General features: G+C 70.9%; 20 protein-coding genes and 1 pseudogene. 7 read left to right on the plus strand and 14 right to left on the minus strand.

Annotated features, from left to right (window positions below; genetic code table 11):
- The 4 genes from E1287_RS18480 to rocD form a co-directional block, all read right to left on the minus strand.
- Positions 1–1614 carry a DHA2 family efflux MFS transporter permease subunit gene (locus tag E1287_RS18480; RefSeq protein ID WP_131966202.1) on the minus strand — a complete coding sequence of 538 codons (1614 nt, stop codon included), beginning with the start codon at positions 1612–1614 and terminating at the stop codon, positions 1–3.
- Positions 1611–2216 carry a PadR family transcriptional regulator gene (locus E1287_RS18485; RefSeq protein ID WP_131966203.1) on the minus strand — a complete coding sequence of 202 codons (606 nt, stop codon included), beginning with the start codon at positions 2214–2216 and terminating at the stop codon, positions 1611–1613. Before E1287_RS18485 ends, E1287_RS18480 begins: the two co-directional genes overlap by 4 nt.
- Positions 2217–2307: 91 nt before the next feature.
- Positions 2308–3276, minus strand: a complete 969-nt coding sequence (locus E1287_RS18490) for an LCP family protein (protein ID WP_165969078.1) — start codon at positions 3274–3276, stop codon at positions 2308–2310.
- Between the two features lie 312 nt (positions 3277–3588).
- Positions 3589–4755, minus strand: a complete 1167-nt coding sequence (rocD, locus tag E1287_RS18495) for an ornithine--oxo-acid transaminase (protein WP_131966219.1) — start codon at positions 4753–4755, stop codon at positions 3589–3591.
- 229 nt (positions 4756–4984) lie between these two features.
- Between rocD and E1287_RS18500 the strand changes: the two genes are divergently transcribed.
- The 4 genes from E1287_RS18500 to E1287_RS18515 all read left to right on the plus strand — a co-directional run bounded on the left by E1287_RS18500 (position 4985) and on the right by E1287_RS18515 (position 9623).
- Entirely contained in the window at positions 4985–5440 is a 456-nt protein-coding gene (locus tag E1287_RS18500; RefSeq protein WP_131966205.1) for an Lrp/AsnC family transcriptional regulator, read from the plus strand.
- Positions 5441–5495: 55 nt separating this feature from the next.
- Positions 5496–5978: a ribonuclease E activity regulator RraA gene (gene rraA, locus E1287_RS18505; protein WP_131966206.1), complete on the plus strand. Its 483-nt coding sequence runs from the start codon at positions 5496–5498 to the stop codon at positions 5976–5978.
- Positions 5979–6138: 160 nt separating this feature from the next.
- Positions 6139–8205 carry a M6 family metalloprotease domain-containing protein gene (locus E1287_RS18510; RefSeq protein ID WP_243719170.1) on the plus strand — a complete coding sequence of 689 codons (2067 nt, stop codon included), beginning with the start codon at positions 6139–6141 and terminating at the stop codon, positions 8203–8205.
- 212 nt (positions 8206–8417) lie between these two features.
- Positions 8418–9623, plus strand: a complete 1206-nt coding sequence (locus E1287_RS18515; protein ID WP_131966207.1) for a hypothetical protein — start codon at positions 8418–8420, stop codon at positions 9621–9623.
- 49 nt (positions 9624–9672) lie between these two features.
- Here the strand turns inward: E1287_RS18515 and E1287_RS18520 are convergent, their stop codons facing one another.
- From E1287_RS18520 to E1287_RS18545, 6 genes are all read right to left on the minus strand, one after another.
- Entirely contained in the window at positions 9673–10860 is a 1188-nt protein-coding gene (locus tag E1287_RS18520; RefSeq protein ID WP_131966208.1) for a Cmx/CmrA family chloramphenicol efflux MFS transporter, read from the minus strand.
- Between the two features lie 76 nt (positions 10861–10936).
- Entirely contained in the window at positions 10937–11512 is a 576-nt protein-coding gene (locus E1287_RS18525) for a TetR/AcrR family transcriptional regulator (RefSeq protein WP_131966209.1), read from the minus strand.
- A 43-nt stretch (positions 11513–11555) separates the two neighbouring features.
- The gene (locus tag E1287_RS18530) at positions 11556–15956 is read right to left on the minus strand and encodes an SAV_2336 N-terminal domain-related protein (protein WP_131966210.1); all 4401 of its coding nucleotides are present in this window, start codon (positions 15954–15956) and stop codon (positions 11556–11558) included.
- Positions 15946–16935: a MoxR family ATPase gene (locus tag E1287_RS18535; RefSeq protein ID WP_131966211.1), complete on the minus strand. Its 990-nt coding sequence runs from the start codon at positions 16933–16935 to the stop codon at positions 15946–15948. The genes E1287_RS18530 and E1287_RS18535 overlap by 11 nt, the downstream gene beginning before the upstream one ends.
- On the minus strand, positions 16936–18615 hold the full coding sequence (locus E1287_RS18540) for a trypsin-like peptidase domain-containing protein (RefSeq protein ID WP_131966212.1): 1680 nt from the start codon (positions 18613–18615) through the stop codon (positions 16936–16938).
- A 6-nt stretch (positions 18616–18621) separates the two neighbouring features.
- Entirely contained in the window at positions 18622–19008 is a 387-nt protein-coding gene (locus E1287_RS18545) for a CU044_2847 family protein (RefSeq protein WP_243719171.1), read from the minus strand.
- Positions 19009–19069: 61 nt separating this feature from the next.
- On the opposite strand from E1287_RS18545, the gene E1287_RS18550 reads away from it, so the two are divergent.
- Positions 19070–19411, plus strand: coding sequence for an MmcQ/YjbR family DNA-binding protein (locus tag E1287_RS18550; RefSeq protein ID WP_131966213.1), 342 nt, complete (start codon positions 19070–19072; stop codon positions 19409–19411).
- 27 nt (positions 19412–19438) lie between these two features.
- On the opposite strand, the gene E1287_RS18555 is transcribed toward E1287_RS18550, so the two are convergent.
- Positions 19439–20917, minus strand: a complete 1479-nt coding sequence (locus E1287_RS18555) for a hypothetical protein (protein WP_131966214.1) — start codon at positions 20915–20917, stop codon at positions 19439–19441.
- A gap of 222 nt (positions 20918–21139) precedes the next feature.
- Here E1287_RS18555 and E1287_RS18560 point away from each other — a divergent pair, with 222 nt between their 5' ends.
- Entirely contained in the window at positions 21140–21598 is a 459-nt protein-coding gene (locus tag E1287_RS18560; protein WP_131966215.1) for a hypothetical protein, read from the plus strand.
- Positions 21599–21874: 276 nt separating this feature from the next.
- Here E1287_RS18560 and E1287_RS43805 read toward each other — a convergent pair whose 3' ends face one another.
- Genes E1287_RS43805 through E1287_RS43815 form a run of 3 tightly spaced genes read right to left on the minus strand, consistent with a single transcriptional unit; the run spans position 21875 to position 24902 of the window.
- Positions 21875–23569 (minus strand): serine/threonine-protein kinase, encoded by a 1695-nt coding sequence (locus E1287_RS43805; protein ID WP_165969079.1) that lies wholly within the window; start codon positions 23567–23569, stop codon positions 21875–21877.
- Positions 23566–24312, minus strand: a complete 747-nt coding sequence (locus E1287_RS43810; protein ID WP_165969080.1) for a hypothetical protein — start codon at positions 24310–24312, stop codon at positions 23566–23568. Before E1287_RS43810 ends, E1287_RS43805 begins: the two co-directional genes overlap by 4 nt.
- A gap of 23 nt (positions 24313–24335) precedes the next feature.
- Positions 24336–24902: a hypothetical protein gene (locus E1287_RS43815; RefSeq protein WP_165969081.1), complete on the minus strand. Its 567-nt coding sequence runs from the start codon at positions 24900–24902 to the stop codon at positions 24336–24338.
- Between the two features lie 156 nt (positions 24903–25058).
- Between E1287_RS43815 and E1287_RS18570 the strand changes: the two are divergent.
- Positions 25059–25264: pseudogene (locus tag E1287_RS18570) on the plus strand (NADPH:quinone reductase); the annotation flags it as partial.

Here is a 25264-nt window from a genome sequence, read left to right on the forward strand (position 1 = left end):
TCAGGTGGTGACGTGCGCCGGTTCCGCGTCGGCGGCGGCGGGCTTCCCGGACCGGTGCCCCCTCAGTGCCAGGCAGGCCGCGGCGCCGAGGAACATCACGCCGATCGGCAGGAACATGGCCGGCTTCATGGCGTGCACGAACCCGTGCGAGAACACCTGCGCGGCCAGCTCGTGGAGGCGGTCCGCCACGCTCGGCGAGATGCCGGGCGGGAGCTGCTCCTTCGCCCCGCTCTGCCCGGCGCCGACCTCCAGCCCGCCCTTGGCGGCCTCCGCGAAGCCCCGGACGAAACTCGGGCGCACATCGGGCGGCAGGGCGGACGAGCGGGCCGTCGCCTCGTCCCGCAGCGACGAGGCGAGCTGGTTCTGCAAGAGCGCGCCGACCGCCGCCGCGCCGAGCACGGAGCCGACCTGCCGGATCGTGTTGTTGACCCCGGACGCGGCGCCCGCGAGCCGCGGCGGGACGTTCCTGGTCGCCTCGGTGGCCATCGGGGCGAACACGCCGCCGATGCCGATCCCGGCTATGGCGAGCGGGGCGATGAAGGCGGTCCAGTCGGTCCCTACCTGGGCGATGGCGGCGACCCAGAGCATCCCGGCGGCGTAGAGGACGAGGCCCGCCATCAGGATGTACTTGCCGCCGATGCGGTCCGACAGCCGTCCCGCGACGGGCGCGAGGAACATCGACATGACCGAGGACGGCGCCAGGACGAGCCCCGCCTTGAGGGCGCTGAACCCCAGCACCGACTGCATGTAGATCGTCAGCGGCAGGATCATGCCGATCATGCCGATCGAGACGGCCGCGCCGACGAGGTTCAGGATCGTGAAATTGCGGTCCCTGAACAGTGAGAACGGGACGAGCGGCTCGGCGTCCTGGCGGGTGCGCTGCTGCGCGACGAAGACCGCGAACAGGACGGCGCCCGCGGCGATCAGCCCCCAGATGACGGCGTTCCACTCGAACTTCTGGCCCTCGGTGAGCGCGAACGTCACGCAGAACAGCGCGGCGGACGCCAGCAGCACGCCCGTCAGGTCGAACTTGTGCCGGAAGCCGGGTATGTGGCCGGGCAGGATCGGCACGGCCATGCACAGCACGAGCACGCCGATCGGCAGGTTCACGAAGAAGATCCACCGCCAGTCGAGGTGGGTGACCAGCAGCCCGCCGAGCGTCGGCCCGGCGATGGTGGACACCCCGGCCACCGCGCCCCAGACGCCGAGGGCGGTGCCGCGCCGTTCCGGCGGGAACACCGCGATGATCATCGACATGGTCTGCGGCATCAGCAGCGCGGCGCCGAGGCCCTGGAGGGCGCGGCCCGCGATGAGCTGCGCCGGGTCCTGCGCGATCCCGCATACCAGGCTGGACAGGGTGAACAGCGTCACACCGGCGATGAACAGGTTCTTCTTGCCCCACAGGTCGCCGAGCCGGCCCGCGGTGATCAGCAGGACGGCCAGCACCAGGACGTAGGCGTTGATGACCCACAGGACCTGGTCGAGCGAGGCGTCCAGCTTCTCGGTGATGCTCGGGATCGCGATGTTCACGATCGTCAGGTCGAGCAGCGTCATGAAGAAGCCGAGCGAGAGCGTCAGGAGGATCGCCCAGGGATTCCCGCGCCATCTGCTCATGAGGTGCTCCCCGTCATGTTCGCCGGGCGGGTGGCGTCGTCGTCCTTCCAGGTGAGGCGGCCGGAGTCCAGGTCGTCCGCCAGGCTCCGGGTGAAGTCGAGCTCGGCGCGGACCCGGTTGATCAGCCATTCCTGGTCGATCAGCTTGTACCGCTCCAGCCCGGTCTTCAGGAGCGCTTCATGGGCCGTCTGGTGCCCGGCGAGGAGCGCCTCCAGCGCGACCGCGCGATGCCGCAGCTGCCGCGCGACCTCGGTCTCCGGCAGCAGGTTGATGAACGCCAGCGCGGTGCCGTACAGCGGGAACTCCTCGTCGGGACGCGCGAGGAGCTCGGCGAGCCTGATGTGCGCGGCGTCGCGTCCGGCGCTGGTCACCGCGTACACGGTGCGTTCGGGACGGCGGCCCTCGCGGCTCGTCTCCAGCGGCTCGATCAGCCCGGCCCCGGCGAGCCGCTCCACCGAGTGGTACAGCGCGCCGTGCGTGATCTTGACGGCCTGGTCGTAGGCGTGGTCGCGGATGCGCTGCTGCATCTCGTACGGGTGCATGGGCCCGTCGCACAGCATGCGCAGCACGGTCAGCGCGAGCGGCGTGAGGGGTCGGGACATGGAACGGCCTCATGGTTGGACGGATTAGTCCGCTTAGACTAATCCATGTAGATGAGTCCGTTACAACCGTTTTCTACGAGCACTCGCCATGTCAGCGCACGGCGTCGACCGCGTTCCCCGCGCCGTTTCGGGTCACGTACTCGCCGACCCGGTCGTCCCGGACGGCCGTGAAAAGCGCCCGCGCGCGGCCGTCGTCCAGGAGCACGATGCTCTGCCCCTCCCGCTGGTCCGTCCCCGCGACCGGGGTGGTCAGGTACTCCCGCAGCGACGTGCGCAGCAGGCGGTGCGCGAGCCCGCGCAGCGTGCCGGACGTCACGGAGTCGTCCACGGTCACCGACCGCGTCGCCGCCCGGATGAACCGGTCGATCTTGATCGGGTTGCGGGTGTCGAGCGCCTTCTCCGCCAGGGCGTGCAGGAACGCCTGCTGCCGCTTGATCCGGTCGAGGTCGCCGTCCGGGAGGTTCCAGCGCTGCCGGACGAAGTCCAGCGCCTCGACGCCGTCCAGGTGCTGGCGGCCGGCCTGCCAGGTGCGGTCGTGCTTCGGGTCGTGGGTCTTCTTGGTGATGGTGACGTCCACGCCGCCGAGCGCGTCGGTCATCTGCACGAACCCGCCGAAGTCGAGCGCGGCGTAGTGGTCGACGCGGACGCCCGTGAGCTGCTCCACCGTCCTGATCAGCAGCGCGGGCCCGCCGTGCGCGAACGCGGCGTTGATCTTCGTGGTGCCGTGCCCGGGGACGGGCACCCACCCGTCCCGCGGGATCGCGATCACCGACACGCGGTCGCCGCGCCCGGACAGGTGCACCAGCATGATCGCGTCGGCCCGCGCGCCCATCGACGGGATGTCCGCCCGCCGGTCGGACCCGATCAGCAGCCAGTTCTCGCCGCCGCCGCCGGGCGCGGGACGCCCGCCCGGCGACGGCAGCGCCCCGGCGATGCGCCGCACGTCCCCGTCGTAGGTGCGCTGCAGCAGGTAGAGGCCGCCTCCGACGAGCAGCAGGAGGCCCAGCGCCACCGCACCGCATCCGATGATCACCTGGCGCCTACTCCTGTTCCGCAGCATGCGCCCACCCTGCATGCCGGGGGCGGGCCCGTCCCGGCACCATGCGGGCGGACGGGCGAGTCTTTGACGAGATTGGAGTTTGCCCTGACCAAACGGACCGGACCCCACGCTCCCCTAGCCGGGACCTCAGCCGAGGGTCACGGGTCGTGCGGCCGGAGGCGGCCAGCGCCGGAGGTCGCACGACCCGCCGAGCCGGGCGACCGCAGCGCCACGTCACAGACCCGCACGGTCGCGGAAACCCGCACCGTGGCGTGAGGATCGACCGGCTCGCAACGGGGGTTCCAGGGGGTCGCCCCCCTGGGCCGACACGGCTCAGCCCTTGAGGGCGATGTCCAGTTGGTCCAGGGCCCAGTCGAGGTCTTCACGCTCGATGGTCAGGGGCGGGGCGAGGCGGAGGGTGGTCTCGTGCGTCTCCTTGACGAGGACGCCGAGGTCCATGAGGCGCTCGCTGACCGGACGGGCCTTGCCGTGGAGTTCGACGCCCGCCCACAGCCCGCGCCCCCGCACCTCGCGAGCGATGTCGCCGGGCAGCCGTCCGAGGCGCTCGTGCATGTGCGCGCCGAGCGTCCTGGAACGTTCCTGGTACTCGCCCGTCTTCAGCATCGCGACGACCTCGCGGCCGATGGCGCAGGCGAGCGGGTTGCCGCCGAACGTGGAGCCGTGCTGGCCCGGCCGGAAGACGCCGAGGACGTCGGCGTCCGCGACCACGGCCGAGACCGGCATGATCCCGCCGCCGAGGGCCTTGCCGAGGATGTAGATGTCGGGGACGACGTCCTCGTGCTCGCAGGCGAAGGTGGCGCCGGTGCGGCCGAGGCCCGACTGGATCTCGTCCGCGATCATCAGGGCGCCGCCCGCGGTGCACAGGTCCCGCACCGCGCGCAGGAACCCGCTCGGCGGGACGTTCACGCCCGCCTCGCCCTGGATCGGCTCGATCAGCACGCCGACCGTCGAGCCGTCCATCGCGGCCTTCAGGGCCTCGGCGTCCCCGTACGGGACGGTGCGGAAGCCCGGCGTGTAGGGGCCGTAGGAGTCCTTGGCGTCGGCGTCGGTGGAGAAGCTGACGATCGTGGTGGTGCGGCCGTGGAAGTTCCCCTCGAACGTGATGATGTTCGCCTGGTCCGCGGGGACGCCCTTGACCTCGTATCCCCATTTGCGGGCGGTCTTCAGCGCGGTCTCGACGCCTTCGGCGCCGCTGTTCATCGGCAGCACCATGTCCTTGCCGCACAGCTCGGCGAGCTCGGTGACGAACGGCCCGAAGTTGTCGTGGTCGAACGCGCGGCTCACCAGCGTGACGCGGTCCATCTGCCGCTTCGCGGCCTCGGTGAGGCGCGGGTTGCGGTGCCCGAAGTTGACCGCGGAGTAGGCGGCCAGCATGTCGAGGTAGCGGCGTCCTTCGACGTCCGTGATCCACACGCCCTCGGCCTCGGCGACCACGATGGGGAGCGGGTGGTAGTTGTGCGCGCTGTGCTCGTCGGACATCGCGCGCAGCTCCCTGGTGGACACCGCGCGCGGCTTCTGGGTCGGCGTCACGACGCTCCTTCGCGGCTCGGCCCGGCAGGTCTACCCGGGCATGGCTGGGACACCGGACGGCGTCCGGTGCCGGGGAGGAAGGGCCGGGCGGGTCGGGTGGCCGCCGGTCCGATATCCAGCGTATGTTCGGGATCGACCGTCGACCAATGACGAAAACCGACTTTGGGGGTGTTATTTGTTGCGTCTTGACGAGCTCGACCGTCGAATCGTTGCACGGCTTCTTGAGGACGGGCGCGCCTCGTACGCGCAGATCGGGGACAAGGTCGGGCTGTCGGCTCCGGCGGTGAAACGGCGCGTCGACCGGCTCCGCGCGGACGGCGTCATCACCGGCTTCGCGGCCGTCGTCGACCCGGCCGCGCTCGGCTGGACGACCGAGGCGTTCATCGAGATCTTCTGCACGGGTGCGACGTCCCCGGAGGAGATCTACTCAAGCGTCCGGGGGCATCCCGAGGTGGTCGCGGCGTACACGATCAGCGGTGACGCCAGCGCCCTGGTGCACGTGCGGGCCCGCGACATCCAGCACCTGGAGCAGGCGCTCGAACGGCTGCGCCGCGAGAACAACATCACGGCGACGAAGACTGCGATCGTCCTGTCCCGGCTGATCGGCCGCCCCATCGACGCGCCGTCCCGCTGAGCCATCGGGGTGCTCCGATGTCGCTGGGGGTGCCGGGGTCGCTAGGGTGCCGGACATGAAGTTCACGACCGCCGACCTCGTCGACGATTTCGGGGACGAGCTGCGCAGCTGCCGGACGCAGTTCCGGCAGTACGGTGCGCGCCTGTCGTTCGCCGGACGGGTGACGACCGTGCGCTGCAACCGCGACAACGGGCTGGTGAAGAAGCTGCTCAACACGCCGTCCGAGGGCCGGGTGCTCGTCGTGGACGGCGCGGGGTCGCTGGCGTCCGCGCTGATGGGGGACATGATCGCGGCGGCCGCGGTGGCGAACGGCTGGGCCGGGGTGGTGATCAACGGCGCGGTCCGGGACGTGGCGGCGCTCCGTGAACTGGACCTGGGCGCCAAGGCGCTCGGGTCGAATCCGCGCAAGAGCGCCAAGGACGGCGTCGGCGCGGTGGACGTGCCGGTGATGTTCGGCGCCGTGGAGTTCCGTCCGGGCGACTGGCTCTACAGCGACGAGGACGGGATCGTCGTGGCCGAGCGTGACCTGCTGGCCTGACCTGGCACCCGCCGGCTCCACGGGCGCATCCGGGGGCTGACCTGGTCGCATCGTCCGACATGCCATGCCAAACGGCAATAGATCGGCTAAGTCGGCCGTAGCCGGGCGTATCCCCCTTTCTTTACTTTCTCCCCGCAACCCACCTTGAGGCAGGGGAGACATGCGCGCCAAGAACATGCTGGTGGTGCCCGCGGCGGTGATGGGGCTGGTCGTGGGACTCGCGGCCTTCCCGGCCGCCGCCGCGCCGCCGAGTCCGCCCATCCCGAAACCCACCGCCAACCCATGGCAGATGAAGCACTGGCCGCAGACGCAGCCGTGGCAGCGCGCCCAGCCCTCGCCGCAGAGCTTCGCGCACGGCGCGCCGCGTCCCATCGATCCGCAGAACTTCGAGATGCCGGAGACGATGACCTGGGACGACTACAAGCAGATCCCGGACACGAACTGGGCAGACCCGTCGAAGAAGGGCTCGGTCAAGACCTTCAACGGCGCCGTCGTGCTGGTCGACTACGCCAACCAGCCGTTCGTGGTGACGCAGCCGAAGAACTCCTCGATCTTCGGCAACCCGGTCGGGGTCGGCGACGTCCCGCGCGACAAGGTCGCCAAGTTCTACGAGGAGTTCCTCAACAAGCCGGGTGAGCTCAACCGCGGCCACACCCTCCACGAGTACTGGATGGAGGACTCCGGCGGCCGGTTCGGGGTGAACCTCACCGGTTTCGGCGCCTACAAGATGCCCGCCAAGGACCACGAGTACGGCGTGGACGGCATGCAGGGCGGGACGGGCTGCCCCGCCGGCGACACCTGCAACCGCGACCTGCGCAAGGACGCGCGGGCCGCCTGGGTCGCCGACGTCGGCGAGGAGACCGCGAAGAAGTTCGACTTCGTGTTCTTCCTCAGCGCCGGGCAGGACGAGTCGTCCACCTGGCAGGAGTTCGGCGAGATGAAGTTCGGCACTAAGGAGAACGTGCCCGCGGAATGGGGTCCCGGCGACCCGGGCCTGACGAACTGGGTGCGGACCCGGTACGTCCCGTGGACGTCCTGGCAGGCCGGCTCCACCATCTGGCCGAACGCCATCTTCGGCGAGTCGTCCACCCAGGCCGAGAGTTCCGGCATGTCGGTCTTCGCCCACGAGTTCAGCCATATCCTCGGCATCGCCGACAACTACAACAACCCGTACAGCAACCCGCCGCGCCGCGCCTACAGCGGCATCTGGGACATGCTGAGCCGCGGCACGTTCAACGGGCCCGGCGGCCCCCACAGCCGGTGGACGATCCCCGCGACGGGCGGCGGCTCCATGGGCGCGCAGCACATGCTGCGCAACAAGCTGAAGCTCGAAATGGTCGACCCGGACCACGTGCTTCAACTCGACCGGGAGAGGCTGGCCGCGTCCGGTGCCGTCGTGGCGCGGGTGACGGCCCGGTCCGTCGTGCCCGGCAAGGGCGGCCTCACGGGCATCAACCTCAAGCTCGGCCCGGGCGGCGACAAGAGCCCGAAGTGCGACCCCAAGACCGACCCGCTGTGCGACGAGGGCGGCTACGACAACTACACCCTTGAGGTCGTCGACCGCATGGGCACCGACTCCTTCACCCCGGACTCAGGCGTCCTGCTGGCGAAGACCAAGAACGAGGACAAGGCCCCGTTCATCTGGGTCAAGGACGCCAACCCGCAGGACATCGACAAGGTCGACTTCGTCCTGCCGGACGGCACCCCGGTGAAGATGACCATCGGCGACTACCGGCAGCTCTCGGACGCCCTGTTCCACGCCGGGACGAACTCCGGCAGCGAGTACGAGTACGTCGACCAGGCCAACCGGCTGCACTTCTACGTCCTGGACGTGGAGCGCGACCAGAAGGGCATCCTGGCGTACACGGTCGCGATCCGGTCGCTGGACGGCTCCGGACCGCAGACGCGCGGCGTCCAGCTCGGCAACGCCCAGGGGCAGCCGACCGGCGCCGGCTGGATGAAGTGCACGCTGACGCTCCAGAACAAGGGCAAGGGCGGCACCGGCCACCACGGCTCCGACGTGTTCCGGCTCAAGGCCGGCGCGCCGAGCGGCTGGACGACCTGGCTCCCGAACGAGCTGGCCACCGCGCAGGCGAAGGGCAGCACGGAGGTCGAGGTGTGGGCGAAGGCCGCGCGCCGCGGCCATCGCAAGGCCGACCTGCCCGTGACGGCGACCTCGGAGAGCGACCCGTCGAAGTCCAGCACCGGGACGTGCAAGCTCCGCTGATAAGGGGGATTCGCGGGCGGGACGGTCTCCGGGCCGTCCCGTCCGTCGTTCCCGCGGGCCGTCCCGTCCGCGACGCCCGGGGCGGGCCGGTGGTTCACTCGCGCGACGTAATGAGGCGCGAAAACTAAGTTGCATCTCCCAATGTCATCTCTTCACCATTGGTGGCCCCGGATCGGGATACGTTGCGGAATGTGATCATCTTGCAGCGTACAGTGACCGGGCTTCGCCGGCGGGACGGCGTGGCCGTCGCGGTGGCCGTGCTCGTGGCGAGCGCCGTCCAGGCACTGCCTGCGCAGGCGTCGGCGCAGGCGTCAGCGCAGGCGGCCGTGGCGGCCCCGAACCTTCGTGACTTCGATCTGCGCCGGGTCTCCGACCGCGGCGGGCCGCTCCGCACGCTGGGCGGCAGGCTCGAACGCAGCAGCGTGGACGCGCTGCTCACCGCGTCCGGGCAGCGCAGGCTCGGCCACGGCTGCGGGAAGCCGGCCGCCGTGCCCGCCCGCTCGCTCGTCTACTGCTTCGACAGGGCGGACAGCGCGACCGGGAAGTGGGTCCCGCAGGGCGTCACGAGCGTCTCGGACGCGATGGCGAACGAGCGGCTGCCCGGCGGCGGCAGGCCCCTGCTCGTGTCGTGGCACGACAGCGGCAGGGTCAGGCTGACGTTCGTCAACCCCGCGAGGCGCACGTACCGGCACGTCCTGCTCGTCTACCCGACGATGAAGCGCGGACGGCCGACCTACACCGACATCGGCATCCACGCCGGGGGCATCGCCTGGTACGGCTCCAAGCTGTACGTGGCCGACACGCGCCACGGCGTCCGCGAATTCGACATCCGGCAGATCTACGACCTGAGCAAGAGCAAGGCCGGGTCCACGGGCCACGCGGGGCGGGTCGGGCTGCACGGCAAGAAGTACTACGGCCACGGCCACCGCTACGTCATGGCGCAGACGGGCAGCTGGCATTTCACTCGCGGCAGCACCAGCGGCAAATGCCACGGCTCGGGCCCGCTGCGCATGTCCTGGATCGCGGTCGACCGCACCACGTGGCGGCACGCCCTCATCGCGGGCGAGTACTGCAAGCCGAAGGCGCCGCAGGGACGCGTGGTCACCTGGCCGCTGTGGGCGCTTTCCGGGGGCGGCGTCGCCCACGCCGACTGGGCCGCCGCCCTGCCGGGCGACAGGATCCAGGGCGGCGTCAGGACGCACGGCCGCTGGTGGTTCACCCAGGGCAGGGGCCAGAAGCGCGGACGGCTCCTCATGACGTCCCGGGACTGGGACGGGTGGAACCGCGTCACCCGCCGCACCATCTCGCACGGGCCCGAGGATCTGTCTTGCTACCGCGGCCAGCACCGCATCTGGACGATCGCCGAACACGCCCGCAAGCGCGCCCTGTGGGGCTTCCGGGCCGACTCCTGCGGCTGACCGCCACGAACCGGGTCGGCGCGCCGAGCTCCGCGCGCCGGCCCTCCGGTCATGCGTTCACCTTCGTCCGGGGCGTGACTCCGGCCGCCTTCGCGGTCCGGTCGCGGCCGTGGCCGAGCGCGACCGCGCCCAGTGCCAGCAGGCCGAGGACGGCCCCGATCCAGGCCGTGGACGCGAGCCCGGCCCCCGCGTCGATCGCGAGACCGCCGAGCCACGGGCCCGCCGTGATCCCGACGTTGAACGCGACCACGTTCCCGGCCGCCACCAGCGTCGCCGAACCCTCCACGATCCCGAACGCCCGCGAGTTGAGCGTCGGGTTCGTCCCGAATCCGACCAGGCCCAGCAGGAACACCAGCGCCACCGCGGGCGCGGGCGACCCGGCCGTCAGGGCCAGCGCCACCGACACCAGGACGAGCCCGCCGAAACCCACGTACAGGGTCTGGACGCCTCGCGTGTCGGCCGTCGGGCCGCCGGCCGTGATGCCGATGAGCGCGCCCAGCCCATACAGGGCGAGCACGCCCGGCACCCACGCCTCCGCGACGCGGGTCGTCTCCTCCAGCAAGGCGCCCAGATAGCTGAACGTGACCATCAGCCCGCTCGTGGCCAGGGCGATCGTCCCGTACAGCAGCCACAGCCTGGGGACGGCCACCGCGCGCAGTTCGTCCCGCATACGGGGGACCTCGCCGGACGAGCGTCCGGCCGGGATCGTTGCCGCCACCCCCGCCATCGCGACCACCGACATCGCCGCGACCGTCCAGAACGCGGCCCGCCAGCCGAGATGCTGCCCGATGACCGTCCCGGCCGGGAGCCCCACGATCGCCGCGACCGTGAGCCCGCCCGCGAGGATCCCCATCGCCCGCCCGCGCGCGTTCGCCGGGACGAGGCCGATCGCCGTCGCCGCCGCCACCGCCCAGAACCCGGCGTAGACGAACGCGCCCACGACCCGTGTCGCGAACAGCACCCCATAGTCGGACGTCAGCGCGCCGATCACGTGCGTCGCGGTGAACACGGCGAGGAACGCCAGCAGCGCCCGCCGATGCGGCCAGCGCCGCGTCAGGACGGCGAGCACCGGCGCGCCGGCGAGCATCCCGATCGCGAACGCCGAGATCAGCAGCCCCGCCGCCGGCACGGACACGCCGAGATCGTCCGCCATGCCGGGCAGCAGCCCCGCCAGCATCAGCTCCGACGTCCCCTGCGCGAAGATCGCCAGCCCGAGCACGAAGACGGCCAGTGGCATCGGTCTCGCTCCTCTGTATTGGATGGTTCAGTTCAAAACTTGGTCGTGCGGACGGACGGGCATATGCGCTGTTGGCTTAGATGGCGTTCATGGCGGTGTCTGCGATCGAGGCGAGCGTGCGCCCGTCGGCGCCGCCGCGAGCCACGACCCGCATGCCGCTGACCGTCGAGACGACGAAATGCGCCAGCGCCTTCGCGTCCTTGCTCCGGTCGATCTCCCCGGACCGGATCCCTTCCTCGATGGCCGCGGTCAGGGCCGTCAGCCGCCGCCGCTCGTCCCGCTTCAGCCGCTCGGCGATCGTCTCGTCGCGCGGCGCCAGCTCCACCATCGTGTTCACGACCAGGCAACCGGCCGGATCGCCGGGCTCGGGTTCGACGGCCCACCCCAGGATCGTCCGCAGACGCTCCCGTACCGGACGGCTACCGTCCTCCAAGACCTGGACGATGTTGGCCGTCTTGACGTCCATGTAGTGGGCGAGGGCCTTCTCGAACAGGTCGTGCTTGCTCCTGAACGTGTTGTAGATGCTGCTTCGTCCGAGGCCGGTGGCGTCGCACAGCTCCTGGGTGGAGGTCGCCTCGTAGCCGTCCGTCCAGAACGCCCGCATGGCGGCCTCGACCGCCCGCTCCTCCTCGAACTTCCTCGGCCGCGCCATGCGCCCACGCTAACACGTTATGGACCGTCCGATCCAATACGGCTCAGGAGAGCTCGGGCAACTGGACGATCCTGTGCCGGCCGGGCTGCGCCAGCAATGCCTGACCTCGCCGGATCGGACCGCGCAGCGTGGACGGCACGTCCCACAGATCGGCCTCCTGCCCGCCCGCGTACCCCGTGAGCAGGAGCGAGCCTCCGGCTGATCGCATCTCCTCGACCAGGGGGTCGGCGGGCTCGCCGAAGCTGATCTGGTGACGCGCCAGCACCAGATGAAGACCGTTCACCAGACTCCACTGAAGCAGGGGCGCAAGCGGCAGGTAGGGATCGTCCTCCAGCAACCGTCTGCGGTTCCTGACGAAAAGGTAGTTGTCCGGGCCCTGGCCGGTCAGCTGCCGCTGCTCGACCCTCGCAATTGCCGCTCTGATGCGGCGGCGGAGTTGCTCGGCGGAGGACACCTGCTCGCTGCCGGCCGAGGAAGTGCCCCCTCCGTCCGTCCAGAAGAATTCATCGCTGTCGAAAGCGTTGACGATGCGTTCGGCGGTTGGGGCGCCCGTGGTGAGCTGCGTCAGCAAGTAGCTCATCAGCGCGCCCTTTCCGGAGCCGGACGGGCCCGCGATCAGCAAATGCCGGTCGGCCGTGAAGTCCAGCAGGACGGGCTCATCGGTATCGGCGTCCACGCCGATGGGGACTCGTGTGCCCGCGACCGTCGCGGACGGGGCGGCGTCCGGCTCGGGCCGCGCCTCGTCGTCGGCAAAGGTGATCGTGCGGCGGAAGCGGTCACGGAGGCCGGGAGTGCGTTCCCAGAGGCGTTCGAGAACCGGGGACTCGCCGTAAAGGATGACCACCGGATCGTCGCCGAACTCGGTCATGGCCGTGTTCAGCGCGGTACCGATGGTCGAGCGGTCGGGCCCCTCCCGAGGCGACCGGTACTCCGTGACGTGGAAATACAGCACGGAGCCGGTAGCCGACTCGAACGTGTCCAGGACCGCCCCCGTGGTGTTCATCAGGTCGAGCCCGTGCGAGTCCTCGCTGGTCGCCGATCTCGGCCTGCCCCGCGATACCACGCCCAGCTCGCCGAGCAACGCCGCGTACAGCCAAGCGGACGCCGCCATCGCCCCCATGGAATGGGACCCCTCGAACACCAGATGATGCGGTCCCGGGCGCCTGCCCATCCGCCGGGACTCGATCTCCTCCTCCATGAGTTCTCGGAACGTGGCGATGACCTCATGCTCGCCGCCTGGCCGAGCCGGCAGACCCTCATTCGCGTCCCGGGCTTCGGCCATCATGCTGCTGAGTCGGCGACGGAGTTCGGCGAACTCGTCCGAACGGTCGGTGGGCAGGGCGGGCTCCGACCGGCTCCTCGCACGTTCGAGGAAGTCGTCGAGCGCGGCTTCGGGCGGCTCCGGCGCCACCGTGAAAGGACGCGGTGTGCCGCCTCCCGCGAGGAGGTACGCGGTTTGGTCGTCCGCGAACGGGAGGTTCGCGCGTCCGAGGACGCGCTGGAGTTCGGCGGGCGGCAGGCGGCTCGCCGCGATCCGCCATCCGAGGAGCGGCAGGAACCGGCTCCACGTCGTGGTGTTCTCCACGCTGGCAGAGCTGAGCAGTAGCTGCACCCCGAGCGCCCTGCCCCGCTGGGCAAGCGAGAGGAGCGTCTCGCCCACTTCCCGCCTGCTGGACGGAAAGGTCAGCGACAGATCCGCCACCACGAGCAGCCGCGACAGGACGTCAGCGGACGATGCGCGCGCCCGGAAGTCCAATTCCGCCGACAGGAAATCGATGAACTGGCTGAGCCTTTCCGGCTGACCGAGCAATTCGTCTTCAGAGAAGCGGACATGCGGGAGATCGAGTTCTTCGCCGAGCGGATGCTCACCCAACCCAGCGAAAATCAATGTGAAGTCCCGGGGGGAGTAACTCGCGGCGAGCGCGAGGGTGGTAGCGCGGACGGCGCGCTGGCGAGCCTCGGTCTCGCCCACGACCAGCCCATGCGGAAGACCCGACGAAAGGTCGAGCGGGTACAGGGTGACGACGTTTCCATCAGCGTCGTGGCCGATAGCCGGATTCCGCGGCGTGAACGCGGGAAGGCCCCAGCCCTCCTCGAACCCTCCGTCCAATGCGCCGTTGAGCCCGAGCACGTCGAGCGCGGACGCGGGCGGGTGAACGGTGAGTCCGCGGGCGCGCGGTCCGCGCCGATCCATGGATGTCAGGAGGGGGCCGATGACCGTGGACGGGATCTGGGCGGGACGGAAGCGAGTGGGCTCCGGCCTCTCGTCCTGGAGTGTGGCATCGTCGTCGGTGAAGGCGATTCGCCATCTGGGCAGGAAGTCGAACCCTCCTGCTTCCGCAGGGTAGAACACATACCGGAAGCCGAGGTCCTGTCTCCTGGCGGACGCCCGGGCAATGTAGTCGGTCAGGTCCCGCTCCGCGCCGGGGAGCGGGCGGTTGAGGCCGAGGACGACGACCAGTGCGGGCAGCGGGCCGAGCCGGCGTCCGCGAGCGATGGCGGCCTGGTACTCGTCCCAAGACTGGACGTCGGCCTCCCTGAGGAGCTTCTCGCGGCGCTGGCTTTCGTGTCTGAGCATCGACGTGACCGCGTCAACGTCCAGGTCTTGCCAGTTGTGGACTGTGGCGGCGATGTGCGGGAGGAGGTTAAGCCCGAGAGAGGAGTCGCTCTCGTAGAAGTCGGAGCAGTTGACGAGAGCGAAGGCGACCCGCTCCGGTGAGTGGTTGAGTGCCAGGCTCAGAAGAATGGTTCGGAGCATCCGGTGGGTGGCGGCTGGCGGCCCGAGGATCGTTCCGCGCGGCAGCCGCGCGCCGGAGAGGAGGTCGATCGAGACCGTGTCGCCGTTGCCGTCCACGCCGATGGGGATGGGGCTCGGGGGGCGGTGGTCCCATTCGTCGCCGAGGAGTTCGTCGACCGGGATGCCGATGAGTTCCAGCAGGTCGGGGGCATCTGAGTGCGGTGGTTCCGGGACGAGCTGGGCGCGGGTCTGGGGGGTGAGGAGGGCGAAGTGGTCGGTGTCGGCGGTGAGGGTTACCGGGCCGCCTTCGGTGGGGAGGAGGGCGCGGAACTGGTCGGCGGACGTTCCCGCGCGGCGTTCGATCTCGGCGGAGACGGCTTCGAGGACACGGCGGGTGTGCAGGGCCTCGGGGCGCGGGAGCGTGTCGAGGAGGGCCTCGCGGGCGCCGGGCACGAATTCGTAGCGGACGCCCCCGGCCGGACGCAGCAGACCGCTCAGCAGCACTTCGGCGAGCTGCCCGGGGCCTGAGCCGCCGAGGACGCGGTGCTGGATGAGGCGCATCACCGGCAGGGACGGGACGGAGACCGCGACGTGGGCGGCGAGTTCGGCGGCGTCCGGGGAGGCCGTGGCGAGGAAGCGGCGGACGCGTTCGCCGATCGCCAGTTCGCGTTCGCGCCGCACCGGAGCCGTCCCGGCAGGGCGGGACGGGATCGTCGCGATGGCGGCGGGCTGCGGGTCCGAACCGGAGACGAGCCGGGCCCACGCGCCGAACCAGCGGGGCGACGCCTCCAGGACGGGGACGGGGATCCCGGGCGCGGCGGCGCCGTCGTACGGGGTGAAGCGCAGGTCGGTGTTCGGCGCGGCCGGGCGGGGCAGGGAGGCGATGCCGGGCGTGGCGGGGGCGGCGGTGCGCCGCCAGAGGCGTTCGGCGAGGGGCTGGAGGATCGCGGTCGGTCCCGTCTGCGCCCAGCGGCGGACGGCCTGCGCGGCGCGCCCGTTCCACCAGTGTGGCCCGGAGCAGTCGGACAGGACGAGCACTGCATGGCGGCCGGAGGCGTCCAGGAGCGTGCCGGGGGCCTGGCGCGGGGCGTCCGGGGTGGCGGTGATGCCGCCGGTGGTGTCGAGGTAGCCGAGGTGGACGTCCTGGAACGCGCCCTGGCGGAGGAGCGTCTCGGTCAGTTCGCGGGCGAGGGGACGCCAGAGCCGCATCGTCGGGCCCGTGTCGACGACGAGGCTCAGGCTCAGCCAGCGTTCGGGCGACGGGACGAGGACGGGCGTCCACAGCCGGGTCTCGGCGATGCGCGCGGCGGTGGCGTCCTCGTCCAGCTCGAAGCGGTGCCTGGACGGGACGCGGCGCTTGAGCGGCCGGAGCGCCCGCTGCACGCCGAGCGGGTCCGCCAGCATCGGCGCGGTCGGGACGAGCACCTCCGACGCCTCGCCGACCGGCCCGGCGGCCCCCGGCGCGGGTCGCGGATGGAGCCGGGAGAGCGGCTCCCGAGCGGGCGGCCGCGGATCCGGGACGGACGGAGCGGCCGGACGAGGAAGCTCGGCGGGCTCCTCGGGCGCCGCCGCCACGACCGGCGGGGCGGGCCGGGCGGCCTCGGGAGGCGAGATGTGGCAGGCGAGCCACAGTATCTCGCTCAGCTCGCGCGCGTCCGGCGGCGGCCCGATGGCGGAGAGGGCCTCCCGGAGGCGGTCAATCGTCATCGATGGGCTCCGACAGGTACGGCATGACCCGGTCGGCCAGGGCCCCGCGGTCCTCGGTGTCGGCGTGGCGGCACAGGTAGACGGCGTTGAGGAGCTGATCGGTCGCGAGGGTGCCGGACGCGGCGCGCTCGAAGAACCGGCGGACGAGGTCCTCGCTCTGGTCGGCGAGCGGCCCGAGGTGCTCGCGGACGATCGCCGCCAGCTCCGCCTCGCCCGAGGGCTGCCGCAGCTCGACGGTGACGCAGCGGCGCAGGAACGCGGGCGGGAACTCGCGCTCGCCGTTGCTGGTCATCACGACGAGCGGGAACGCGCGGCAGCGGACCGTCCCGGCGGTGACGGTGACGCGGGAGCCGGGCCCGTCGGCGGTCATGACGTCGGCGGACGGGTCCGCGCGGCGGGTCAGCTCCGGCAGCTCGTACTCGCCCTTCTCGAAGATGGTGAGCAGGTCGTTGGGCAGGTCGATGTCGCTCTTGTCGATCTCGTCGACGAGCAGGACGCGGGGACGCCCGAAGGGGAGCAGCGCGGTGCCGAGGGGGCCGAGGCGGATGTAGCGGCCGATGTCTTCCTCGGCGGGCCCAGTGCCCTGTCCGGGGGGACTGTTCTGTCCGGCCGCGTAGAGGCGGGTCAGGGGGTCGTACTGGTAGAGGCCGTCGCGGAGCGTCGTCCGGCTGGTGATGGGCCAGTGCAGGACGGGTCCGAGCCCTAGTTCGTGGGCCACCGCGTAGGCGAGCGTCGATTTCCCCGTACCGGGCGGGCCCGTCACCAGGAGCGGACGACGCAAATACAACGCGGCATTGACCTGCTGCACGGCGTCGTCCGACGGACGGTACGTCGTCGCCTGGTGCGCGTTACCGGAAGAGCCGGGCGGGGGCGGCAGGACGGGTTCGCCGTCGAACGCGCGCCAAGGCGGCGGCGGAGGCAACCGGTCGATGCCGTCGTGCGGGAGACGGCTCCCTGTGTAGAGCAGCCAGTCGGGCACCTAAACCTCCATGGCGAGCGGGGGATCGGGGAGCCGGGACGGATCGTCCCATAGCAGCGTGAGGTCGCGTCCGCAGTGCGGCTTGTCCTTGGGGGCGACGAGCGCCTCCTTGCGCAGGGCGAGCGCCACCTGGGGCAGGTCGCCGGGGTGTTTGTCGCCCACGGCGGCGGTCAGCTCGTCGAGCACCCGATGCCCGCGGCAGTCGCCGTGGGCCGGCGCGTCGCACGGCGTACGCGTCCACAGCATGACGGGGATGCCGTTGTTGAGCGCGGCCGTCAACCGGCTCTTCACCGGACGCGACCCATAGACGAGCACGCAGAAATCGACGTGCGCTTCCAGCCAGTCTTGGAATTCGCTGCCCTTGCGTGGTTCGTCGCAGGGAATCGGGTGCGGATCGCTGCGGCCGCGTGCGTTCAGCAGCTTCCAGCGATGGTGGGCCTGGTCGCGGCGGATCGAGTCGGGGCGCAGGCGCTCGACGTCCCGCACGACGACCGGATACCGGCGCATCGGGATCTTGTTGCGGGGGTCGACGTACCACTGCTCGAACGGCTTGCCGAGCCAGCTCTCCGGCACCGCGAACTCGATCATCCACTCGTGCCCGAACAGCGCCGGCGCGAGCGCGGCCACGCCCTCCTCGACCGCCGCCCTGACCCGCCGCTCCGGGACGCGCACGGTCGGCCTGGACGGCCCTTCGGCCCCGTCCGTCCAGGTGTGCACGGTGACGTCGAAGGCGTTGTCGAACGTCACCCGCTCCAACCGGACGATCACCGACGCGGGCCCCGGACGCGCCGGGCCGGGATCGGCGGGCGCGGCGCCGGCCAGATGCCGCACCGACCAGGCGGCGAGCCGCTGCCGCCGCGCCTCGGGCAGACGCCGTCCCAGCGCCGCCAGATACCGGACGAGCCGCTCCTCGGCGAGCCCTTCCGCCACATACCGCACCGACGCCCAAGCGGATCGGAACTCGCCAAGCGGGGGGCGGCCGACCGCCCGTTCCAGGTCGGCGCCGAGCGGTTCGGTGAAGCGCACGCCGTCCAGCAGCTCCCGCAGCTCGCGCCGCGCCTCCGCCGTCGCCCACCGGAGCGGGAGCCGGTCGTCCAGCTCCTCCCAGTGCGCGCGGAGGCTGGTGACGGGCAGCATCCAGCCGAGCTCCGCGCGGTCGCCGTGCCGGAGCTCGGCGTTCGTCACCATGCCGATGACCTCGCCCGACGACGTGTCGTACACGGCGGACCCGCTGAAACCCTCCTCCAGCCACTCGCCCGCGCCCGTCTTCAGCTCCCACCACTCCTGCCGCATGCCGCGGTGCGGGGACGTCGTCACGGCCGCGTGCCGCTCGTTCTGGTCGTGCCGCCGCGGGAAGCCGCAGACGCCGAACGTCCGGCCGCCGACGGTGCGTTCGTGCAGGTCGTCGGGGGCGGCCAGCCGGGCGGGCGCGTACGGAACCGGCTCGTCCAGTTCGAGGACGGCGACGTCGCCGGTGTCGCCCTCCCGCAGCCAGCCGCCGCGCCACACGACCCTGGCCGTCAGCCCTTCGCGGAGCCCGGGGAACCCGACCCGCGCCTCGTCCAGCCCGTGGACGGTGTGCGCGCAGGTCAGCAGCCGCTTCTCAGTGACGAGGAACGCGGCGCCGAGCTTCCCGCCCGCCGGATGGCCGACCCAGGCGCGCCACTGCCAGTCGTCCACGTCCGGTCACGCCTCCTCCGGGGCTCCGGTTCCCGGCCCCGCCGCCGGCCGGCCCCAGATCATCTTGACCTTGAGATGCCCCTCGACGGACGTCTTGGCGATCACGGCTCCGGCCGCCGCGTTCAGCTTGACGCCGAACTCCAGCTCGACCGCGTCCGGGTTCAGCTCGCCGCCGCGCAGCGCCGCGAGCGCGGTCTCCGCCGCGTCCCGGACGTGCTGGAACGCGTCCTCGAACTTGCCGGCGGCGTCGTGGATCATCCCGCCGGTGCGGGACACCGACGAGAATCCGGGCTCCCGGTCGTCGGTCTCCACGACGATGGTCCCGTTCTCGGTCTGCCAGCGCACCAGTTCGTTCACGTCCGCCCCCTCGTCACGGAAATCTATCAAGATCATGCGGTGTGTGATGCTTGTGCCGGGGGTTCGCGACCCGCGGGCACGGCCACAGGAGGACACGATGATCACCGTCGACCAGGTGCGGGCGCTCGCGCTGACGCTTCCGCGCACGTCCGAGCACCTGATCAGGGACCAGGTGAAGTTCCGCGTCGGCTCGATCGTCTACGTCGCCTTCTCCCAGGACGAGACCGTGATGGGCTTCGCGTTCCCCAAGGAGGAGCGCGCCGCGCTGATCGAGTCGGAGCCCGCGAAATTCCACCTCCCGCGCGAATCCGACCTGCGCTTCAACTGGGTCCACGCCTGGACAGACGCACTCGACGAGCCCGAAATGCGGGAACTGGTAGTGGACGCGTGGCGCATGGTCGTCCCGAAGAAGGTCGCCGCCGCCCGCCTCGGCCTTTAGCGCACCGCGCGGTATCCGCGTTCGTGCTTAATTCGCGGTTGCGGGCTGCGGTTCCTTCTCGTCCGGCGTCTCGCTGACCGGCTTGGCCTTCGACCGGCCGGATGGGACGCTGCGTCCCCACGCCATCGCCGCTGCGAAACACGCGAACGGTAGTGCGGGGAGCAGATACCGGTAGTCGAAGTCCACGGTGATGGGAGGGACGGCCAGAAGCGTCACACTCGACGTCCAGAACAGGGCCGTCCGCGCGCGCGCCCGCCGCCACACCATTCCGGCCGCCCCAGCCAGCAGGACGACCCCCAGCACCGTGCCGGGCACTCTCACACGCTCCTGGTAACCGCGCATGACGCCCGCGTACGGCTCCACTATGTGGGTGCGTCCCGTGCCGTGCGAATACTCACGGACGACCGTCCGCCGGTCGCCGCCGCCGAGCACCGGCAGGTCCGGCTTGCGCGCGGTGGGTTTCGTCGGGAAGTGATACCTGGCCTCGGTGCCCACGGTCGGGTACTGGCTGCGGTTCCACGAGAACGTCCGGACGAAGAAGTCGTACGACACCACCCGCGCGTAGTCGAGGGGCTGGTTCCGGATCGCCCACAGGGCGAACCGCTGCGCGTCCGCGTTGGTCTTCTCGTCGAACGCCTCGCCGTTCGTCCAGCCGGTCGGCGAGCCCTCCACCCAGATCTGGTGGGACGAGGCGGGCCGGTCGTCCTTCGGGCCGTGCGGGCAGAGCCTGGCGATGTCCGGGGGCGGCGTGAACGCGTCGCAGTCGGCGAACGCGGCTGTCCGTCCCCACAGGAAGATGCCGTCCACCCCGGTCATGCCGAACCGGCCGTGCTCCTGCTGGTACCACGTCGCGTACGCCCCCACCGGCAGGACGAACATCGCCGCGAGCGCCAGATACGCGGGCCACCGCGTGCGCCGCACCAGCAGATACAGCACCGCGATCAGGAAGAGCGGCACCCCGACCGTCCGCGTGACGGCCGCCACGCCCAGAAGCGCACCCACCAGCGCCGCCCGCTGCCATCCCGTCGCGCCCGGCTTCGCCAGCAGCAGCATCGCCCCGAACGCCAGGACGGTGAACAGCGTGTCCGACAGCACCAGGTGCTCGAGCACGATCTGGTAGGAGTCCAGCAGGATCGGCGCGACGGCCACCGCCGCCCACGCCCGCCGCACGTCGAAGTCGCGCACCAGCATCCGGTAGCCGACCACCGCGAGCCCGATGATCGCCGCATGGTGCAGCGCCGTCACCAGCGCCAGGCTGTGGAGGGGCTTCAGCGTCCACAGGAAGATCCCGTAACCGGACGGCCGCAGCGGATGCGGAAACGGATCGTTCGCGATCCGCACGAAGTCGTAACTGTCGTTGAACCACAGCACGCCCTGGAAGCCCAGCGTGGTGATCACGCGGAGCACGATGCCGGCGACCAGCACCACCGCGAACAGCCGGTTCCCCTTCACGGCGTCCACCACGGCCCCAACCGTGGGACGGCGGTCGAGCAGAGGGGAGAGCAACACCGGGACCCTAACTGTGGGACGTGCGGGCGGACAGAATCCTGTGCCGACCGGACCTCGGCCGCGTCACGCCGGGGGCGGGGAACCTGGGCTCGCCGTACGCCACCGCCCACGCATCGGCCGAGATCTTACCAGCGCACCTGGGACCCCTCACCCGTCCGTCTCTACCGCAGCGGCCAGCTCGTCGGCCAGAGCACCAACCCGCTCGCCGGGAACTGGGACGTGCCCGCCGAGTCGGCCACGTTCCGGCTCGACATGTCGTTGCAGCGCTCGGTCGGCTGGTCGAACTACGTGTCGAGCATCAACGCGCGCTGGACGTTCCCGTCCGCCGAACGTCCCGGCGACCCGTTCGAGGACCAGCTCGGACTCCTCCAGCCGCGGATCACCGGCGCCTTCGACAGCACCGGACGCGCCCCGTCGGGCGTCACGTTCCCGCTGGACGTGGTCGCCGAGCGCGCCGCGAACGGATCCGCTGTGACCTCGGCGTCGCTGGAGGCGTCCTTCGACAACGGCGCCACCTGGACCGCGGTGGCGCTGACCCCCAACGGCACCGACCGGTGGACGGCCAACGTCGCTCATCCGTCCACGCACAACGGTTACGCGGCCCTGCGGTTCAAGGCCGCCGACGGCTCCGGAAACGCGGTGGAACAGACCGTGACCCGCGCCTACGGCCTCCGCTGACCCCCTCGCGGTCCCGGCCCCGCCCCCAGGACCGCGCCACAGCGCCTCACACGCCGGCCATCCGACCCGGCGCCCGGTGCCGCCGCAGGGCACCCGCCCGCCGGGATTCGTGGCGGCGAAGCCGCGGACAAGCTGATCGGCGATCTGCGCGACATTGCGCGACAATGGGATCTCCAGCGCGTACCCGACCAGCGCGATCACCAGGGCGAGCAGCGCAAGCCAGTAGACCGGGTTCGGGGTCTAAGACAGCCACGCTGGCCCGCCTGCGGCGCGTGGTCACCCGTCCAATATTTCGAGCATGGGGAGGGTTCCGTCGATGGTGGCGCCGGCGGACTCCGGCGGAATCGCGGTCTCTTCCCGAAGCGCTGTTGTGATCTTCATGGGTACGCGCGGAGTCACCAGGTACTTGCCGGGTGGCAGCTGCGCTCGCTCCGGGAGGACGATCCTGTACGTCGTCGTCCAACTGCTCATGGTGGCGCATTCCGCCTGGACGAACGGCTGGTGCTCGCCCGTCTTTTCGCTGCCTGCAGGAAGGACGACCGCGTCCGTCGTCTTCTGCGGGATGTCATTCCGCTTGACCGGGGGCATCCGGTAGAAGGCCAGTGCCTGCGAGCCCTCGAAACCACTGCCGAGGCCAATGCTCCATTTGTAGAAATGGGTCTTGGGTGAGCTGGTCCCTTCGCCGAAGCATTGGCGTCCGCCTCCGGGCGGGTAGTAGACGCCTTCGGGCGTGCGTCCACGGAAGCGCTCTACCAGGCGCACCTCCGTCCCGGCTTTCGCTCTGGCGGGGCTGAGTGTGTATTTGAAGTCGATGTACGGGGTCTCGGCGGCCGGCATGTTGGCTTGGCCGAGGAGGACGCCGGGCTTGGTGAAGTACGCGTGAACCGCGGTGGTGCTCGTCCCGCCGACGCTCGGGCCGGGCCAGAAGAACCATGCCGCCATCACGGCGCCGGCCCCCACGGCTCCGAGGCTCGCTGCTCCCTTCGCGCCGCCGGCCTTGGCCAGGAAACCCTTGGACACGGGAATGCCGGCTTTCGCCAGGCCCGAAGCGGCGGCGCCGACCGCCGTGGAGGAGACCCCGGGTGCGAGGCCGAGCAATGCCAGGGGAACGGCGGTGGCCACCGTCGCGGCAACGGCGCCGAGCGCGATCAGGCCGCGCCGCTCCCACCCGGCCCCATAAGTCCGGACGGCGATCGCCTCAAGTTCCCTGACGAACTCGTAGGCGTTCCACACACGGTCGGACGGGCGCTTGGCTAGACCGCGTCGCACCAACGGGTGCAGGGGCTCGGGCACCTGCTCCAAGGGGGCCGGGCGTGTGGTGTGCGCGGTCTTCAACTCGGCGAGAGTCGTCCCTCGGAAGGGCCTCTCGCCCGTGACGCATTCGACGAAGACGCAGGTGGCCGCGTAGATGTCGGTCGCCGGTGTGGCGGGCTCACCGGCCCACTGCTCCGGTGACATGTAGGACGGCGTCCCCGCCTGCCCGGCCTGTCCGGTCAGGACCGCGATGCCGAAGTCGATGAGCTTGCTCTGCCCGTCGTCCTGGACGAGGACGTTCGCGGGCTTGTAGTCCCGATGGACGACTCCGGCCGCGTGTGCCGCACCTAACCCGAGCAGCGAGCCCTTCAGCGTCGTCAGCGCGGCTTCGGGCGCCAGCGGCCCGTCGTGCTCGTCCAGGACGCGGCGGAGCGAACGGCCGGGCACCGCCTCCAGGACGATCGCCGCGCCCCAGGGAGACTCCAAATAGTCGAGCAGCCGTGCCACATGCAGGTCGTTCACCCGCTTCAGCATCACGGCCTCGTCCCGGAAGACGTTCCGCGCCGCCGTGTCGCTGAGCAGGTCGGCGGCGAGGTACTTGATCGCCACCGGGCCGCCGCCGGACTCGTGGCGCGCGAGCACGACCTCTCCCTGCGCGCCCGCGCCCAGTTCGGCGAGCTCGACGTATCCCGGCAGCCGATGCTCGCGCGAGGTCACTGGCCCGTGTTGGTCTGGATCTCGCTGACGACGAGCGGCGTGGGCGGCGATGTCATGGTCATGGTTCCGAGGTCGCCCTGCTGGGGATCGCAAGCGGGACCCTCGCACGTCCAGGTGACGTTCCAGGTGATCGTGGCGGTGATCTCGTACTTGCCGCCAGGCTGGCCCGCCGAAGACCGCTTGTAGGTGTAATGGCAGGTCTTGCCGTCCTTGCTTCCCGCAGTGACGCAAGTTTTCTGGGTCTCGCCCATGTTCCAGGTGACGGACGAGGGCCGCGCGGTGGCCTGGATCATCATCTGGCCGGGCTCGCCGATCGGGCGTGTCTGGACGACGTCGAAGCCCTCGACCCAGAGGGAGGTCCGCACCTGGACGTAGGTCTTGCCGTCCGGCGCGGTGTGCACGACCGGCGTCGGCAGCACGGCGGAACTCTTCGCCACCGCGACCCAGTCGAGGGTGGTGGCGGCTGCCGGCGGAGGCGCGCCACCGTTGTCGACGGGCACGAAGCCCTGTGCCTCGTTCGCGGTGAGGCCCTCGGGCGGTGGGGGCTCCACAGGTCCGGAGTTCCCGCCGGTTCCGCCTCCGCCGGTTCCGCCGCTCCCACCGCCGCCCTTGTCCGACCAGTTGCACGTGAGCCCCTTGCAGGGAGCCGCCAGGGCCGGGACGGCGGTGAGCAAGGGGGTCGCGAGGACCGCGGCGATGATCGCGGCGGAGGATGCGCGGCGGCTGGTGCTGTGGGGAGACATCGTGTGCCCTTCCCTGCGGACCGTCAGCATGGCTTGTCCCGGATGGTGGCGGCGACTTTCCATGCACCGGAGTCGTACTGGACGGTCGCTCGGTACACGTAGGCGGTACCCGGGCCTCCGTCGATGCGCTTGCCCGTCTTCGCCGAGTAGCGGTAGGCGGCGAGCGTGCGGACGCAGTCGATGACGTAGATCTTCGTGCTGTCCCTCGCGCGAGCGTAGACGCGGGGGTTGAGCGTGTTGGTGAAGCGCCAGATCTCGCCCTTGGCCTTGGTGGCCTCCACGTCCCTCGTGACCTGGCTGAGGAGCGGGTCCATCGCGACGGCGGGCAGGTCACCGGCGTTGTTGGTCTCGTACGCCTTCATGTAGGCGGCCTGGTAGTCGCGGTAGCGCTTGAGGGCCGTTTTGTAGAGCTGCTTCTCTGGGATGCCGGACGGGGCCGCGGCGGCGGGGGCCGGGGCGGCGCCGTCGTCAAGGGAGCCGTTGGGGGCGAGTTCGCCGCTGGAGGACGAGCCGGACGAACCGCACCCGGCGGCCAGGCAGGCGGTCAGAAGGAGTCCCAGCGAGGGGGTTCTGACCAACCGGGCGCGCATCGCCATCCCTGAGCGGCAGCCGACAACGGGGCGGAATACGCGCAGAAGCTTACAGAGGCGCGTGTGGCGAGAAAAGGGATTCGTTGGGGACGGCTTGACCTCTACTGAGCTTGAGGTAGCAGGCTTCAGGTGAATGCCGTGATGGGAGGGGTTCTTATGCGTGCGGTGTGGTTGAAGGAGTTCGGCGGGCCGGAGGTTCTGGTGCCGGGGGAGGCGCCGGATCCGGTGCCGGGCGAGGGGCAGGTGCTCGTCGCGGTGGAGTTCGTCAACATCACGTTCGTGGAGACGCAGATGCGGGCGGGTACCGGGCCGGCTCCGGTGCGGGTGGAGCCGCCGGTCATCCCTGGGAACGGGGTCGGGGG

The sequence above is a fragment of the Actinomadura sp. KC06 genome, assembly GCF_004348735.1.
Classification (GTDB): Bacteria; Actinomycetota; Actinomycetes; order Streptosporangiales; family Streptosporangiaceae; genus Spirillospora.